Origin of the sequence: Jatrophihabitans sp. (assembly GCA_036399055.1) — a bacterium.
GTDB lineage: Bacteria > Actinomycetota > Actinomycetes > Mycobacteriales > Jatrophihabitantaceae > Jatrophihabitans_A.
Genome location: DASWNX010000008.1, coordinates 1 through 14831, shown reverse-complemented (window position 1 = coordinate 14831; position 14831 = coordinate 1). Strand labels below are relative to the sequence as shown.

At 68.8% G+C, this 14831-nt stretch carries 13 protein-coding genes and 2 tRNA genes; 2 read left to right on the top strand and 13 right to left on the bottom strand.

Going from position 1 to position 14831, the window contains the following annotated elements:
• Window positions 1–52 precede the first annotated feature (52 nt).
• The 9 genes from VGB75_02480 to VGB75_02440 all read right to left on the bottom strand — a co-directional run bounded on the left by VGB75_02480 (window position 53) and on the right by VGB75_02440 (window position 10446).
• Window positions 53–511: a DUF4233 domain-containing protein gene (locus tag VGB75_02480; protein ID HEY0165884.1), complete on the bottom strand. Its 459-nt coding sequence runs from the start codon at window positions 509–511 to the stop codon at window positions 53–55.
• Window positions 508–1884 carry a folylpolyglutamate synthase/dihydrofolate synthase family protein gene (locus VGB75_02475; GenBank protein ID HEY0165883.1) on the bottom strand — a complete coding sequence of 459 codons (1377 nt, stop codon included), beginning with the start codon at window positions 1882–1884 and terminating at the stop codon, window positions 508–510. The genes VGB75_02480 and VGB75_02475 overlap by 4 nt, the downstream gene beginning before the upstream one ends.
• Window positions 1881–4529, bottom strand: a complete 2649-nt coding sequence (locus VGB75_02470) for a valine--tRNA ligase (protein ID HEY0165882.1) — start codon at window positions 4527–4529, stop codon at window positions 1881–1883. The genes VGB75_02475 and VGB75_02470 overlap by 4 nt, the downstream gene beginning before the upstream one ends.
• Before the next feature lie 79 nt (window positions 4530–4608).
• A complete protein-coding gene (locus VGB75_02465; GenBank protein HEY0165881.1) occupies window positions 4609–5511 on the bottom strand; it encodes an RIO1 family regulatory kinase/ATPase in 903 nt (300 codons plus the stop codon).
• 257 nt (window positions 5512–5768) lie between these two features.
• Window positions 5769–7052 (bottom strand): ATP-dependent Clp protease ATP-binding subunit ClpX, encoded by a 1284-nt coding sequence (gene clpX, locus VGB75_02460; protein ID HEY0165880.1) that lies wholly within the window; start codon window positions 7050–7052, stop codon window positions 5769–5771.
• A gap of 220 nt (window positions 7053–7272) precedes the next feature.
• A complete protein-coding gene (locus tag VGB75_02455; GenBank protein HEY0165879.1) occupies window positions 7273–7953 on the bottom strand; it encodes an ATP-dependent Clp protease proteolytic subunit in 681 nt (226 codons plus the stop codon).
• A 13-nt stretch (window positions 7954–7966) separates the two neighbouring features.
• Window positions 7967–8545 (bottom strand): ATP-dependent Clp protease proteolytic subunit, encoded by a 579-nt coding sequence (locus tag VGB75_02450; protein HEY0165878.1) that lies wholly within the window; start codon window positions 8543–8545, stop codon window positions 7967–7969.
• 265 nt (window positions 8546–8810) lie between these two features.
• Window positions 8811–10292, bottom strand: a complete 1482-nt coding sequence (gene tig, locus VGB75_02445; GenBank protein HEY0165877.1) for a trigger factor — start codon at window positions 10290–10292, stop codon at window positions 8811–8813.
• Window positions 10293–10372: 80 nt separating this feature from the next.
• Window positions 10373–10446 (bottom strand) — tRNA-Pro (locus tag VGB75_02440).
• A gap of 177 nt (window positions 10447–10623) precedes the next feature.
• Between VGB75_02440 and VGB75_02435 the strand changes: the two genes are divergently transcribed.
• A tRNA-Gly gene (locus VGB75_02435) sits at window positions 10624–10694 on the top strand.
• Window positions 10695–10761: 67 nt separating this feature from the next.
• On the opposite strand, the gene VGB75_02430 is transcribed toward VGB75_02435, so the two are convergent.
• From VGB75_02430 to VGB75_02415, 4 genes are all read right to left on the bottom strand, one after another.
• The gene (locus VGB75_02430; GenBank protein ID HEY0165876.1) at window positions 10762–11016 is read right to left on the bottom strand and encodes a hypothetical protein; all 255 of its coding nucleotides are present in this window, start codon (window positions 11014–11016) and stop codon (window positions 10762–10764) included.
• The gene (locus tag VGB75_02425) at window positions 11013–11729 is read right to left on the bottom strand and encodes a GAF domain-containing protein (protein ID HEY0165875.1); all 717 of its coding nucleotides are present in this window, start codon (window positions 11727–11729) and stop codon (window positions 11013–11015) included. Before VGB75_02425 ends, VGB75_02430 begins: the two co-directional genes overlap by 4 nt.
• 94 nt (window positions 11730–11823) lie before the next feature.
• Window positions 11824–12588, bottom strand: a complete 765-nt coding sequence (locus VGB75_02420; GenBank protein ID HEY0165874.1) for a GAF and ANTAR domain-containing protein — start codon at window positions 12586–12588, stop codon at window positions 11824–11826.
• A 125-nt stretch (window positions 12589–12713) separates the two neighbouring features.
• Window positions 12714–13622 (bottom strand): PhzF family phenazine biosynthesis isomerase, encoded by a 909-nt coding sequence (locus VGB75_02415; protein ID HEY0165873.1) that lies wholly within the window; start codon window positions 13620–13622, stop codon window positions 12714–12716.
• A 193-nt stretch (window positions 13623–13815) separates the two neighbouring features.
• Between VGB75_02415 and VGB75_02410 the strand changes: the two genes are divergently transcribed.
• The gene (locus VGB75_02410; protein ID HEY0165872.1) at window positions 13816–14694 is read left to right on the top strand and encodes a phosphatase PAP2 family protein; all 879 of its coding nucleotides are present in this window, start codon (window positions 13816–13818) and stop codon (window positions 14692–14694) included.
• Window positions 14695–14831 lie beyond the last annotated feature (137 nt).

The following is a 14831-nucleotide window of genomic DNA, read 5'->3' as shown; positions in this document are numbered from 1 at the left end:
CCAGCCTATCGCCCTTCAGGAACGCCCCATCAGCAGACTCAGCAACGCCCCGTCAGGAGACCAGCATCCGCCAACCGCGTCGTGTTCCCAGCCAGATTCGCCTGGTGCGCAAGAGGTAGAGCCACAGCAGCAGGAAGATCACCACCACCACAGCCAGCGCCGGGATGAGCAGGATGGTGGAGGCCAGGACGAGCTGCAGGACCGAGCCCAGAGCGATTCCCCACGGCCGGGCAAGCAGGAACGCGCAGCCCACCAGCACCACTGCCAGCCCGACCAGCAGCAGCGTCTTGGTCGTCGACACCCCTTCCGGGGTCTGGGCGATGCCGCGCGGCACCAGCAGCACCACGAAAGCCTCCAGGCACAGCAACGCCGCCAGCCCGCCGCGAGTCGCCCGGTTCGCCCTGTGCAACCGCTGGGCTTCGTGCTCGGCCGCCGCGTCCGTGACCTCCTGCTGACCGGCCTCGATCGGATCCTCCTGCCGGTCAGCGGCCTGGCCCTCGGGCCGGCTCATCCTCGGGCCTCGCCGAGCAACATGCGGGCCTCGCCCGCGGTCACCACCGAACCAGTCACCAGTACTCCCGCTCCCGCCAGCACTCCGTCAGCATTATCCTCGGCCAACCGCACCGCGGTCTCGATCGCATCGTCCATGCGCGGCTCGACGGTAACCCGGTCAGCGCCGAACACGTCGACGGCGACGGCCGCCAGCGCGTCGGCGGGAACCGCCCGGCTCGAGGAGTTCTGGGCGATCACCACCTCGTCCAAGACCGGCTCCAGGATCTCCAGCGCGCTGCGGACGTCCTTGCCCTCCAGCATCGCGACCACCCCGATCAGCTGCCGGAAGTCAAAGCTCTCGGCCAGCGCCTCGACCGTGGCACGCATCCCGGCCGGGTTATGGCTGGAGTCGACCAGGACGGTGGGCGCCGAGCGCAGCGCCTCCAACCGTCCCGGCGAGCGGACCGCGGCGAAGGCGGCTCGCACGATGTCGGCATCGAGCGGCCCGGACTCCGCGCCGGCGCCGAAGAACGCCTCGACCGCGGCCAGGGCGCAGGCGGCGTTCTGGGCCTGGTAGGCGCCGTGCAGCGGCAGAAAGACCTCGTCATAGACACCGCCCAGGCCCTGGATCCGCATCACCTGACCACCCACCGCCAGCCGGCGCTCCAGCACCCCGAACTCCAACCCCTCGCGGGCCACCGCGGCGCCGACCTCGGTGGCCCGGCGGATCAGCTCGGCGGCCGCCTCGATGGGCTGCGCGGCCAGGATCGCCGAGGCGCCGGCGGTGATGATGCCGGCCTTCTCGGTCGCGATCTCGGCCACCGTCTCACCCAGCAGCTCGGTGTGGTCCAGCCCGATCGGGGTGATCACCGCGACCCCGGCGTCCAGGACGTTGGTGGCGTCCCAGGCGCCGCCCAGCCCCACCTCGACCACCGCGACGTCGACCGGGGCGTCGGCGAAGATCGCCAGCGCCAGGCCGGTGACCGCCTCGAAAAAGGTCATCTTCACGTCCGAGGCGTCGTCCACCATCTCCAGATACGGCTCGATCTCGGAGTAGGCGTCGGCGAAGACCCCGTCGGCGACCGGCTCGCCGTCGAGCACGATCCGCTCGGTCATGTGGGACAGGTGCGGGCTGGTGTAGCGGCCGGTGCGCAGGCCGAACCCGCGCAGCAGCTCATCGACCATCCGGGCCGTCGAGGTCTTGCCGTTCGTGCCGGTCAGGTGGATCGCCCGGTAGCTGCGCTGGGGCTGGCCCAGGATGTCCATCAGCCGGTCGATCCGATGCCGGGACGGCCCGATCTTGGACTCGCCCCAGCGGGCCAGCAAGCGGGCCTCGACGTCCTGGCGGCGTTGGCGGTCGAGCTGCCTGCTGGTCGAGTCGGCAGCGGTCATGACTGCGGCAACCGGGTCAGCGCCTCGTCGATGCGTGCCAGGTCAGCCGCCGCGGCGGCGTTGCGAGCTCGGACCGACTCCACCACCGCGGGTTTGGCGTTGGCCAGGAAGGCGTCGTTGCCGAGCTTCTTGCCGGTCTGCTCCAGCTCCTTGCTGGCCACGCCCCGGTCCCGGCTCAGCCTGGCCCGCTCGGCCACGACGTCCACCGCGGTGGACAGGTCCAGTTCGACCACGGCGCCGTCGGAGAGCCCGAGCGTCGCGGTGGCCGTGAAGCCCTCGGCCGGCTCGGCCAGCCGCAGCAGCCTGCGGATCTGCGGCTCGTACCGGCTGACACCGGAGAACCGGGCCGGAACCCGAAGCGAGGGCTTGACGCCCTGCGCGCTCAGGAACTGCCGGATCAGCACCACCCTGGCCTGTAACTGCAGGACGTCGTCCTCGGCGGCCTTGTCCAACCTCGAGTCCTGGCAGCGCGGCCAGGCGGCGATGACGAGCGACTCGCCGCCGGTCAGCGCCGTCCACAGCGACTCGGTGACGAAGGGCGTCAGCGGGTGCAGCAGCCGCAGCAGGCCGTCGAGCACCTCCCCGAGCACCCGCCGGGTCACCGGGGCGCCGGCCTCGTCGGCCAGGGACACCTTGGCCAGTTCCAGGTACCAGTCACACACCTCGTCCCAGGCGAAGTGGTAGAGCAGGTCGGCGATCTTGGCGAACTCGTAGTCGGCGTAGTAGCCGTCCACTTCGGCGATCACCCGGTTCAACCGGGAGATGATCCACGCGTCGGCGCCGGTGAGCCCGGTCGGCAGCTCGCCCTCGGTGGTGGCGCCGTTGAGCAGCGCGAAGCGGGTGGCGTTCCACAGCTTGTTGCAGAAGTTGCGGGCGCCGGAGATGTTGTCCTCCGACACCGGCACGTCCGCCCCTGGGTTGGCGCCCCAGGCGAAGGTGAACCGGAGCGCGTCGGTGCCGTAGGCGTCCATCCAGGCCAGCGGGTCCACCGAGTTGCCCTTGGACTTCGACATCTTCTTGCCGAACTGGTCGCGGACCATGCCGTGCAGCATGATCGTCTTGAAGGGGACTGCTGCTTCCGGACCGTGCTCCTCCATGGCGTACAGGCCGAACATCATCATCCGGACCACCCAGAAGAACAAGATGTCGTAGCCGGTGACCAGCACGGTGGTCGGATAGAACTTGGCCAGATCGGCGGTGCGCTCGGGCCAGCCCAGAGTGGAGAACGGCCACAGGCCCGAGGAGAACCAGGTGTCGAGCACGTCGGGGTCCTGCCGCCAGCCCGGGCCGGTCGGTGGCGCCTCGTCCGGGCCGAGGCAGCGCACCTCGCCGTCGGGGCCGTACCAGACCGGTATCCGATGCCCCCACCAGAGCTGGCGGCTGATGCACCAGTCGTGCAGGTTGTCGGTCCAGCCGAAGTAGCGGGCGGCCATCTCCGGCGGGCTGATCTGGACCCGGCCGTCGCGCACCGCGTCCCCGGCGGCCTTGGCCAGCGGCTCCACCTTGACGAACCACTGCAGTGACAGCCGCGGCTCGATCGGCTCACCAGAGCGCTCGGAGTGGCCCACCGAGTGCAGGTAAGGCCGCCGCTCGGCGGCGATCCGGCCCTGCTCGCGCAGCCGTTCCCGCACCGCCACCCGCGCGGCGAAGCGGTCCATCCCGTCGAACTCGGTGCCGGTGGCCTCGATCCGGCCCTGCTCGTCCAGGACCGAGATCATCGCCAGCCCGTGCCGCCGGCCGATCTCGAAGTCATTCGGGTCGTGCGCCGGGGTCACCTTCACCGCTCCGGTGCCGAACTCGGGATCGACGTGCTCGTCGGCGATGACCGGGATCATGCGGCCGGTCAGCGGCAGCTCGATCAGGGCGCCGATCAAGTGGCGGTAGCGCTCGTCGGCCGGGTGCACGGCCACCGCGGTGTCGCCCAGCATGGTCTCGACCCGCGTGGTCGCCACCACGATCGAGGGCCCGGAGCCGTCGAGTGAGCCGTAGGTCATCGACACGAGCTCGCCCTGGACCTCGCGGTGGTCCACCTCGGCGTCCGACAGCACCGAGCCCAGCACCGGCGACCAGTTCACCAGCCGCTCGGCGCGGTAGATCAGGCCGTCGTCATAGAGCCGCTTGAACATGGTGGTCACGGCCCGGCACAGGCCCTCGTCCATGGTGAACCGCTCACGGGACCAGTCGACGCTGTCGCCGAGCCGTCGCATCTGGGCCAGGATCGCGCCGCCGTGCTGCTCCTTCCAGCGCCAGACCCGCTCGATGAAGGCGTCGCGGCCCAGTTCCCGGCGGCTGGTCCCCTCCTCGGCCAGGGCCCGTTCGACCAGGGCGTGCACCGCGATGCTGGCGTGGTCCATGCCCGGCAACCACAGCGTCTCCATGCCCTGCATCCGGGCTCGGCGGGTGAGGGCGTCCATCAGGGTGTGCTCGAAGGCATGCCCGACATGCAGGCTGCCGGTGACGTTCGGCGGCGGGATGACGATGGTGAACGGCGGCTTGTCGGACCCGGCGTCAGCGGTGAAGTAGCCGCGCTGCACCCAGCGCTCGTACAGCGGCGCCTCCACCGAGGCCGGGACGTACTGGCTCGGCAGCTCGGCGCCGGACGGCTGGATCTGCTGGCCGGCGGGCGGCGGCACGGTGTCGGTCACCCTTGAATCCTACGGATGCCGGGAAAGACCAGTGCCGTTGCGGGCAGCCCTCTGCTCAGACCAGGGGGTCGGGCGCCCCTCAGAACTGGGCGAACGCCAGCCCGACCAGCTCGCCGAACAACTCCTCCGGGTCACAGCGCAGACCGTGGGAGCCAAACCACGCGCAGACGTTGCGGCAGTCCCGCTGCAGGTACTGCATCCCGTTGGGATTGGACACCACGTCGACCACCTGCGGCAGGTCGATCAGCACCACCCGGCCGTCGTCGACGAGCAGGTTGTAGGCCGACAGGTCGCCGTGCGCCTGCCCGTTGGCCGCCAGCCCCCGCATCGCGTCGGCGATCTGAGCGAAGTAGCCGGCCAGCTCCGCGGGAGTGGCCCTGACCTGAGCCAGCCGAGGGGCGGCCACCCGGCCACTGCCGATGAACTCCATCAGGATCTCGGTGCCGTCCACCTGCACCGGATAAGGCACCGGCACTCCGAGCGACCAGAGCTGGCACAGCGCCTGGAACTCGGCCAGGGCCCACTGCCCGGCAAGCACCTGCACCCCGTACCGGCTGCGTGCCTGCATGGCTCGCTGGTCGCGGCTGCGGCGCACGGTGCGGCCCTCCAGGTACCCCCCGTCACGATGGAAGGTGCGGTGCTCGCGGTCGCGGTAGCGCTTGGCCGCGAGCAACGAGACCTGATCGGCGTTGCCCGGCACGGCACGCTCGATCAGGAACACATCGGCTTCTTTGCCGGTTTTCAGCACGCCGAGCTCGGTGTCGATGGCGGCATCGGAGGTGATCACCCAGGACGGCCTGGGATGCGGTCCGCGGGCGCCCTTGACGACCGAGGACCAGGTGGACCAGCGCTGGTCCTCACCCGGCTCATCGACGGGCTGGAAGTCGAAGGGTGGGGCGGCGGCGCTGGCGGTGGGCGGGGCCGGCTGCGCGAGAGTGGACGCAGCGGCGATGACTGGAAGACGAGCGGGGTCAGACGACAACGAAGTGGCTCCTCGAAAGGCGAGGCAGCCGGAGCAGGCCAGTGGCCTAGCGGGATGCCTCGAAGACGACAGGGGACGCGGAAAGCCCCAGGACCGGGATAGACATTTCGACGCCTCCTTCATTCGAGAACGAGCGGATCTGACGTCCGCATGACGCCATGACTATGACGCAGCCGGGCGCGGCGAGCAACTGATTTTTAGCCGGACTCGCGCAGAGGAACCGAACGAGCCGGACGGCAAGGCGGGCAACGCCAGCCTCAGGCGGACTTCTCCTGCGGCGGAGCCGGCATCTCGGCCCGGGGAACCAGGGTCGGGTAGACGTGCTCAAGCACGGTCTCGGCGGTGATGACGACCTTGGCGACGTCCTCGCGAGAGGGCACCTCGTACATCACCGACAGCAGCACCTCTTCCATGATCGCGCGCAGGCCCCGGGCGCCGGTCCCCCGCTTGACCGCTTGGTCGGCGATGGCCTCCAGAGCGTCCTCGGCGAACTCAAGCTCGACGCCGTCCAGCTCGAACAGTCGGGCGTACTGCTTGACCAGGGCGTTCTTGGGCTCGGTGAGGATCTCGATCAGGGCGGCCCGGTCCAGGGGGCGGACGGTGGTGATCACCGGAAGCCGTCCGATGAACTCGGGGATCAGCCCGAACTTCATCAGGTCCTCGGGCATCACCTCGGCGAAGCCGTCCCGGGTGTCGATCTCGAACTTGGTCTTGAGCTCGGCGCCGAAGCCCAGGCCCTTCTTGCCCACCCGGCCTTCGATGATCTTGTCCAGACCGGCGAAGGCGCCACCCACGATGAACAGCACGTTGGTGGTGTCGATCTGGATGAACTCCTGGTGGGGGTGCTTGCGCCCGCCCTGCGGCGGGACCGCGGCCGAGGTGCCCTCCAGGATCTTGAGCAGCGCCTGCTGCACGCCCTCGCCCGAGACGTCACGGGTGATCGACGGGTTCTCCGACTTGCGGGCGATCTTGTCGACCTCGTCGATGTAGATGATCCCGGTCTCGGCCCGCTTGACGTCGTAGTCGGCGGCTTGGATCAGCTTGAGCAGGATGTTCTCGACGTCTTCGCCGACGTAGCCGGCCTCGGTCAGCGCGGTCGCGTCGGCGATCGCGAACGGGACGTTGAGCATCCGCGCCAGGGTCTGGGCCAGCAGCGTCTTGCCCGAGCCGGTCGGGCCGAGCAGCAGGATGTTGGACTTGGCCAGCTCGACGTTGGACTCCGAGCGCTTGCCGGTGGTCTCACCGCCGGCCTGGACGCGCTTGTAGTGGTTGTAGACAGCCACCGCCAAGGTGCGCTTGGCCTGGTCCTGGCCGACCACGTAGGAGTTGAGGAACTCGCAGATCTCGCTGGGCTTGGGGAGCTCGTCGAAGCTGAACTCGGTGTTGTCCGACAGCTCCTCTTCGATGATCTCGTTGCAGAGGTCGATGCACTCGTCGCAGATGTACACACCGGGTCCAGCGATCAGCTTCTTGACCTGCTTCTGGCTCTTTCCGCAGAAAGAGCACTTCAGCAGGTCGCCACCGTCACCTACACGCGCCACCCGATGTACTCCTTACGCCCGGTGCTACCTATGGACTTACGGCCAACGGCTGGTCCACACGGAGCAGCGCCTGGTAAAACGCTACCCCGTGCGGGCCTAGAAGTCGCTGGTTTAGCTGCGTGTCCCGTCTGCGCCACCACGGTCACGGCGCCGGTTTACGGCCGTGACCCCGCTTCGGGGACTGCCTAACCACATCGGCAGGCGCAGGCCGGCCAGGAGCTCAGTCGTTGCTGAGCTTGCGGGTCGTGATCACGGCGTCGACGATGCCGTAGTCCTTGGCCTGCGGAGCTGTCAGGATCCGGTCGCGCTCGATGTCGAGCTTGATCTGCTCGACGGTCTGGCCGGTGTGGTTGGCCAGGATCACCTCGAGCAGGTCACGCATCCGCAGGATCTCGTTCGCCTGGATCTCGAGGTCGGTGACCTGGCCCTGACCCTCGCCTGAGGGCTGGTGGATCAGCACCCGGGAGTGCTCGAGGGCGAAGCGCTTGCCCTTGGTGCCGGCCGCGAGCAGGACCGCGGCGGCCGAGGCTGCCTGACCCATGCAGTAGGTCTGGATCTCGGGCCGGACGTAGCTCATCGTGTCGTAGATGGCGGTCAGCGCGGTGAACGAGCCGCCCGGAGAGTTGATGTAGATCAGGATGTCGCGGTCGGGGTCGGTGGACTCCAGGCAGATCAGCTGGGCGATGACGTCATTGGCCACCACGTCGTCGATCGGCGCGCCGAGGAAGATGATGCGCTCCTCGAACAGCTTGTTGTACGGGTTGGACTCTTTCATCCCGTAGTTGGTGCGCTCGACGAAGGACGGCAGCACATACCGGCTGGAGGGCAGCCGGCCGTTACCGGCGCTCTGCCCTGCCGGGCTGGCCCAGCCTGCGCTGCCGGGGGTGAAAAGCTCGCTCATAATCGGTCTCCTTCTAAGCCGGCGCGGGGGCGGAGCCGTTGCTCATCTGAGCGACCCGGCTGACCACGTGGTCTACAAATCCGTACTCCAAAGCCTGCTGGGCGGTGAACCAGCGGTCGCGCTCGGAGTCGGTCTGAATCTGCTCGACGGTCTGACCGGTGTGCTCGGCGATCAGACCGGCCATCTCGGCCTTGGTGAGCCTGTACTGCTCGGCCTGGATGGCGATGTCGGAGGCGGTGCCCCCGATGCCTGCCGAGGGCTGGTGCATCATGATCCGCGCGTGCGGCAGCGCGTAACGCTTACCGGGCTGGCCGGCCGAGAGCAGGAACTGCCCCATCGAGGCGGTCATGCCCAGCGCGTAGGTGGCCACGTCGCACTCGACGAACTGCATGGTGTCGAAGATCGCCATGCCGGCTGTGACCGAGCCGCCCGGAGAGTTGATGTAGAGGTTGATGTCACGGGTGGAGTCCTCGGCCGCGAGCAGCAGCAGCTGCGCGCAGAGCTGGTTGGCGATGGTGTCGTCCACCTGCTGGCCGAGGAAGATGATCCGGTCGCGCAGCAGACGGTCATAGACCGAGTCGTTGAGACTCATACCAGCGCCGGCATTGCGTGCCTCGATGATCCGGATCGGCTCCGGACGAGCGCTGGCGCCGGAACGGTCGAACCCGGCGCGCGGCCCGCGCTGGGCGTCAAATGGGCTCACTGGCGTTCCTTCCGTCAAAAGTGAATCTGCCTCGACCCTAATGGCCCGGACCGACAGTCAGGGCCGACGGGCGGCGGCGTTCGCTCAGGGCATCAAACGCCGCTCAGGCGTGCCGGAGCGCCTCAGCGCCGCGCTCGCGGCGACGGTGGTGGGGCTACTGGCCCGCCGACCGGCCGGCGGGCTCGTCGTCCCCCGGCTGCTCACCGGCCGTGGCGTCCGCGTCAGCCCCCGACTCCTCACCGGCGGCTCCGGCGGCTGCCTGGGCAGCGGCCATCTGCTCGGCGGCGTCCTCAAGCTCGTCGATGTCGGCCTGGCCCTCCGGGGTCGCCAGAATGGACAGGTCGACGGGGTTGCCGGAGGCGTCGGTCACATTCGCCGACTCCAGGACGGTGGCCAGCGCCTTGTTGCGACGCACGTCAGCCACCAGCGCGGCGATGTTGCCGGCCTGCACGATCTGGTCGGCGAACTCCTGCGGCGCCATGTTGTAGCGCTGGGCCTGCCGCACGATGTACTCGGTCAGCTCCGCGTCGGAGACCGACACCGCCTCTGAGTCAGCGATCGAGTCAAGGATGAACTGGGTCTTCACCGCCTTCTCGGCGACGTCGCGCAGTTCGGCGGTGAACTCCTCCTTGGTCTTGCCCTCGGTCTCCAGGTAGCGCTCGAAGGCCGCGTCGTCGTGGCCGAGTTGATGCACCACATCGTGCTCGCGCCAGTCGATCTCGGCCTGCACTGCCGACTCGGGCAGCGGGACCTCGGTTCGCGACACCAGCAGTTCCAGCACCTTGTCACGGGCCTCGGCCCCCTGGCTGAGCACCTTCACCCGGTCCAGCCGGGACCTCAGATCAGCCTTGAGCTCATCGAGGGTGTCGAACTCCGAGGCCAGCTGGGCGAAGTCGTCATCAGCCTCGGGCAGCTCGCGCTCCTTGACCGAGTTGACCACGACCGCGATCTCGGCGGCCGAACCGGCATGCCCGCCGAAGGCCAGGGTGGAGGAGAAGGTCGCCGAGTCGCCGGCGGACTTGCCGATGACCGCCTCGTCCAGGCCATCGATCAGATTGCCCGAGCCGACTTCGTAGGACAGTCCCTGGGCTGAGCCGCCCTCGACCTCGACGCCGTCAACCGTCGCGGTCAGGTCGAGGGAGACGAAGTCACCGGCGCGCACCTCGCGCTCGACGCCCTTGAGGGTGCCGAACCGGGCCCGCAGCTCGTCGAACTGCTCGGTGATCTCCTCATCGGTGACGGCGGCGTCAGCCACGGTGACCGCGAGGCCGTCATAGGCGCCGACGGAGATCTCAGGGCGCACATCGACCTCGGCGGTGAAGGCCAGGTGGTCGTTGTCCTCCAGAGTGGTGACCTCGATCTCGGGCTGTCCCAGCGCCTTGACGCCGGTCTCGCGGACCGCGTCGGAGTAAGCCTTGGGCAACGCCTTGTTGATGGCCTCCTCCAGCACGGCCGCCCGCCCGACTCGCTGGTCGATGATCCGGGCCGGGACCTTGCCAGGGCGGAAGCCAGGCACCCGGACCTGCGCGCCGATGGCCTTGTAAGCCTCGTCCAGGCTGGACTTCAGCTCGTCAAAAGGCACTTCGACCGCGAGCTTCACGCGGGTCGGGCTCAGGGTTTCGACGCTGCTCTTCACGGTGTGCTCTTCGCTCCTCGGCAGATAACTCAGCGGTGCCGGGCGGTGGTGCCCGGTCGTCAACGTGCGGATCAAGCTCGTCGGGGTGACAGGATTTGAACCTGCGGCCCCTCGCTCCCAAAGCGAGTGCGCTACCAAGCTGCGCTACACCCCGGCACTTGTGACCAAGCCGCAATCCGAGCCGCCTGGCATGACACACGTACCGATCGGCCAGTGTACGGGTGTTCAATCAGGGTCCGGCCACACGCTAGGCTGTCGAGGCACCTCGTGAGTCAGCTGAGCTGTGACTGATCGCGCTGAACGGTCCAGTCCGGCCAGGACTTGCGAGCTTGCGGGTGTAGCTCAATGGTAGAGTCTCAGTCTTCCAAACTGATTGTGCGGGTTCGATTCCCGTCACCCGCTCCCCTGCCACCGGCGTCAACGTGGCTATGCCGGGTTCTGGAGATCGTCGAGCTGTCCGCTCAGCTCGTCACTCGGCGCTGGCGATGTCGCGGTAGCCGACCGGGTAGTCCTCGCCCAGGTCTATGAAGAACTCGTTCAGCGCCTGGGCGATCAGGTTGTGCTGGTAGTCGTCGGGCACGAGCAGCCCCAGCACGTAGGCCTCGAGTTCCAGCTCACCGAGGGTCCCGCTGACCGAGATGTGCCGCAGCCACAGATCGCGGTAGCTCATGCCCGACAGCCGCATGCCGTCCTGCAGGCTCATGCCGGAATCGGTGGACGTCACGGCGCCGGCTCCGAAGTGCCCGGCCGGATCACATCACGAGCGATCTGGAAGATGCTGCGGCTCTCTGCCCGTGAGCGCTGGATCAGCATGGTCAGGGCATCGGCGCGGCTCAGCGAGCGGCTGGTCATCAGAGCCGACTCGGCGTCGGCGATCAGTCGGGCCCTGGCCTGCGCGGCCTGGAGTCGGTCGTCCTGCACGGGTCCTTCGCCTGGCCGGCCGGCGGCGCCCCCACGAGCCAACAAAGCCGACACGCACCGTGCCAGCAGGTCCGAGACCGCCTGCGGCCGCTCGGCGTCGAAGGCGTAGCGCGAGGTGGCGTAGAGGTTGAGGGCCGCGGATCGGTCCACCGAGTTCAACGGCAGCGAGATCGAGCTGAGCACGCCCCGCTCGGCAGCCGCCTCGGCGAATCCGGGGAACCGTTGGCCATGCAGAGCCGCGTCGAAGTATTGGCGCCTGTGCTCGCGGGCGGCGGCCATGCACGGACCGTCCCCGGACTCGTATTGCGCCCGGTCCAGGTCCAAGGCGAGCTGATCGGAGTAGACCGGCGTGCGGTAGCTGTCGCCTTCTGCGATTTCGGTGATGCTGCAGCTGACTGCCTCGGGTGCGACGTCGGCGCCGAGCTCGACCGCGTGCCGGAGAAGGACATCTGAGTCGGAGACCTCGGGCTGCGACACGGCACGCAGCAGGTGAACCCACTTCTCCTGAGTGTTCACTGCGGCCCCAAACAGCCAAAACGGTACTTGATCGCAACAACCTCCACGCTGCGGATGCCCCTGCCACGACCGAAGCTAGCCCGGCATTCCTCCGTTAGCCTGAGGACCGGGCATTTGCTCGGGCAGGCAACGGCGGTAGCTCAAGTGTACCCGTCTCGGTGACGTCAAGCGCGACGTCGACCAGCTTGCGGTGCCCGTGCTGGCTGGCCATCCGCAGCAGGTCGAAGGCCTGGCTCTGGGTGAGCTTGTACTGGTTCATCAGCACCCCGATGGCCACGCCTATGCCGCGATTGCTCTGCAGGGCGCGCTCCAGGTGGTGCACCTGCTCATGCAGCCGGGCGCTGGCCATCGCCGTCGAGGCGTGGGTGGCCAGCATGAGGGCCACCGTCTCGTCGGAGGAGTCGAAGGCATCGGGCTGCGCCGAGTAGTGATTCAGCGCGGCCACCAGATCGTCACCCTCCAGGAACAACCGCACCGAGAGCATGCTGTGGACGCCGTGCTCGGCCGCGGCCCGCCGACCGAACTCCGGCCACCGCTGGTCTGTGGCCAGCTGGCCGCTGCGATAGACCTTCTGCTGGACGGCCGCGTCGACGCACGGGCCGCTGTTCAGGTCGTACTGGATTTGATCGACCAGCAGCGGCAGCTCACCGGTGCTCGCGACGGTCTCGAACCGGCCGTGCCGGCCACGGCTGATCGCCGCGTGCTGCGCTGCCGGCAGCAGCTTCACGCTGCGAGCGGTGATCAGCCTGAGGGTGCCTTCCAGGCCCCGCTCGGACGCCAGTTCCTGACCCAGGTCAGAAAACAGCTGAGCCAGTTCGGCCGTGGACTGCGCCGTCCAGGATGAGCTCTCAGGGACCATTGCGAACTCACTCTCGGGTCACGTCGACTGGGCCGGCGCGGGAGTCGCAGCGGGAACCGTTGTCAGATCTTTGCTTAAGAAACTACCGCACCTCAGGCCTGCCATGCGTGTCTCCGCCGTCCATATCAGGGCGACACTGCGCGCCTAGCGCCAGGAGCTGGACGCTGCTCGCCGATCGAGATGACCGCCCCGGTCACCTCCACCGAGGCCCGGCCGGCGTGCAGGTCGACGATCAGCTCGCTGGGCCGCCCGATCTGCGCGCCCTGCTCGATGCGCAGGCGGACCGGCGGTCTGACCACGCCGAGCGCCGCCAGGTAGGAGCCGTACGCCGCGGCCGCCGCGCCCGTCGCCGGGTCCTCGACCACGCCGCCGGCCGGGAAGGGGTTGCGGGACAGGTGCTCGAAGGGGCTCACCTGGAACACCAGGTTGACCGTGGTCCAGCCCTGTTCGGCGCACAGGCTCTGCAGGGCGGCGAAGTCATAGCTCATGGTGTCCAGGGCGCCCCGCTCGGCCAGACCCAGGATCAGGTGCCAGGCCCCGGCGTAGGACAGCATCGGCGGCAGCCCTGGGTCCAGCACGTCTGCCGACCAGCCGAAGCAGTCCAGGGCCTGGCGCAGCGCTGCCGGCGCAGGCGGCCGTTGCCGTGCTGCGACGCTGGTCAACCGGGTCCACCACTGCCCCGAGGAGTGTTGTCCGGTGCTCAACGCCACCGGGCCGGCAGCGGTGTCCAGCATCAGGTCCCCGGCCCCCAGCTCACTGCCCAGGGCCGCGCCCAGCGCGATCGTGGCATGGCCGCAGAACGGCACCTCGGCCAGCGGGGAGAAGTACCGCACGGTGTAGCGACGCCGCTGAGCCACCGGCGGTCCGTCCATCACGAACACCGTCTCGGAGTAGCCGACGTCCGCGGCCACGGCCAGCATGTCGCGCTCGCTCAGCGCCCGGGCGTCGAGCACCACACCGGCCGGGTTGCCACCCTCGCCGCGCAGGGCGAAGGCGCTCAGCCGCAGCACCGCCACCTCAGCCGCCACGCCCATCCCCGCACCCTATCCGGGCGGTCTCGGCGATTGTCGTTCTCAGCTCTGCCTCTGCGAGAATCCTCGGGCGGGCGAACGGGGCTGCACAGCGGCGCCGGCGCGTCCGCGCGAGCGGCGGCCCTGACACCGGCCGCCAGACAGCGAGGGAGGCGTCGGTGGCCCGGGACCTGACTCACGCGTGCTCGAATAGCCTATGAGCTCCCACCGCGGCCTAATCCAGGCAACTGCGAGCCCTTCCCCGTCGCCGGCCGGCCAGGGCGGCGTCGCATCGGTCAGGCGGCCCCGGATCATCGGTGAGCTGCTGGTCCTGCTGTTGCTGCTGTGGGCCTATGACATGGTCCGCGGTCATGCCGCGGTCCGTGAGGTGGCCGCGCTGCGCCATGGCCGGCAGCTGCTCGACCTCGAGCGCTGGCTGGGCATCGACATCGAGCTGGCGGCGAACCTGTGGGCCACCGAGCAGGCTGCGTTGTCACTGGCAGCCAGCTACTGGTATCAGTTCACCCACCTGTCGGTGACCCTCGCAGTGCTGGTGTGGTGCTGGTGGCGCCGAGCCGGCAGCTACCGGCGAGCGCGCAACGCGCTGGTGCTGACCAACGTCTTCGGCCTGATCTTCTTCCTGCTCTACCCGGTCGCGCCGCCGCGGTTCCTGCCCGGCTTCGGCTTTGTCGACTCGGTGGCCGAGGCCGGCTTCGGCCCCACCCACGGTGGGCCGGTGACCGCCGACCAGTTCGGCGCCTTCCCCTCCCTGCACCTGGCCTGGGCCGTCTGGAGCGCGGTGGTGGCCTATCGGCTGGTCTCTCACACGACGCTGCGCCGGCTGTGGCTGTGCTATCCCGCGATCACCGCGGTGGTGGTCGTGCTCACCGGCAACCACTACCTGGTCGACGTGTTGGCCGGTGCGCTGATAGCGCTGGCGACGCTGGCCATCGCGCACCGCGTCCCCCGCCGTCGCGGCGATGACTCCTCCGGCCAGTGGCCCCCGGGCCAGCCCTGCCGGGCCAACCTCGTCCGGCTCAAGACCTTTTTCTCATCCAGCGACAGCGAACTCGCCCCAGCCCGGCGCGAGCACTAGGTGTGATGCCCAGGGACGTTGTCCCGTCTGAGCTGACGTCGGCCTGTCGTTGAGACGAGGGAAGGCCTCCGGTTGTGAAGTGGAGCTGTCTAGGAACCGCTTCACTGACCGGAGGCCTTCGTGTCCCACGCTAACGC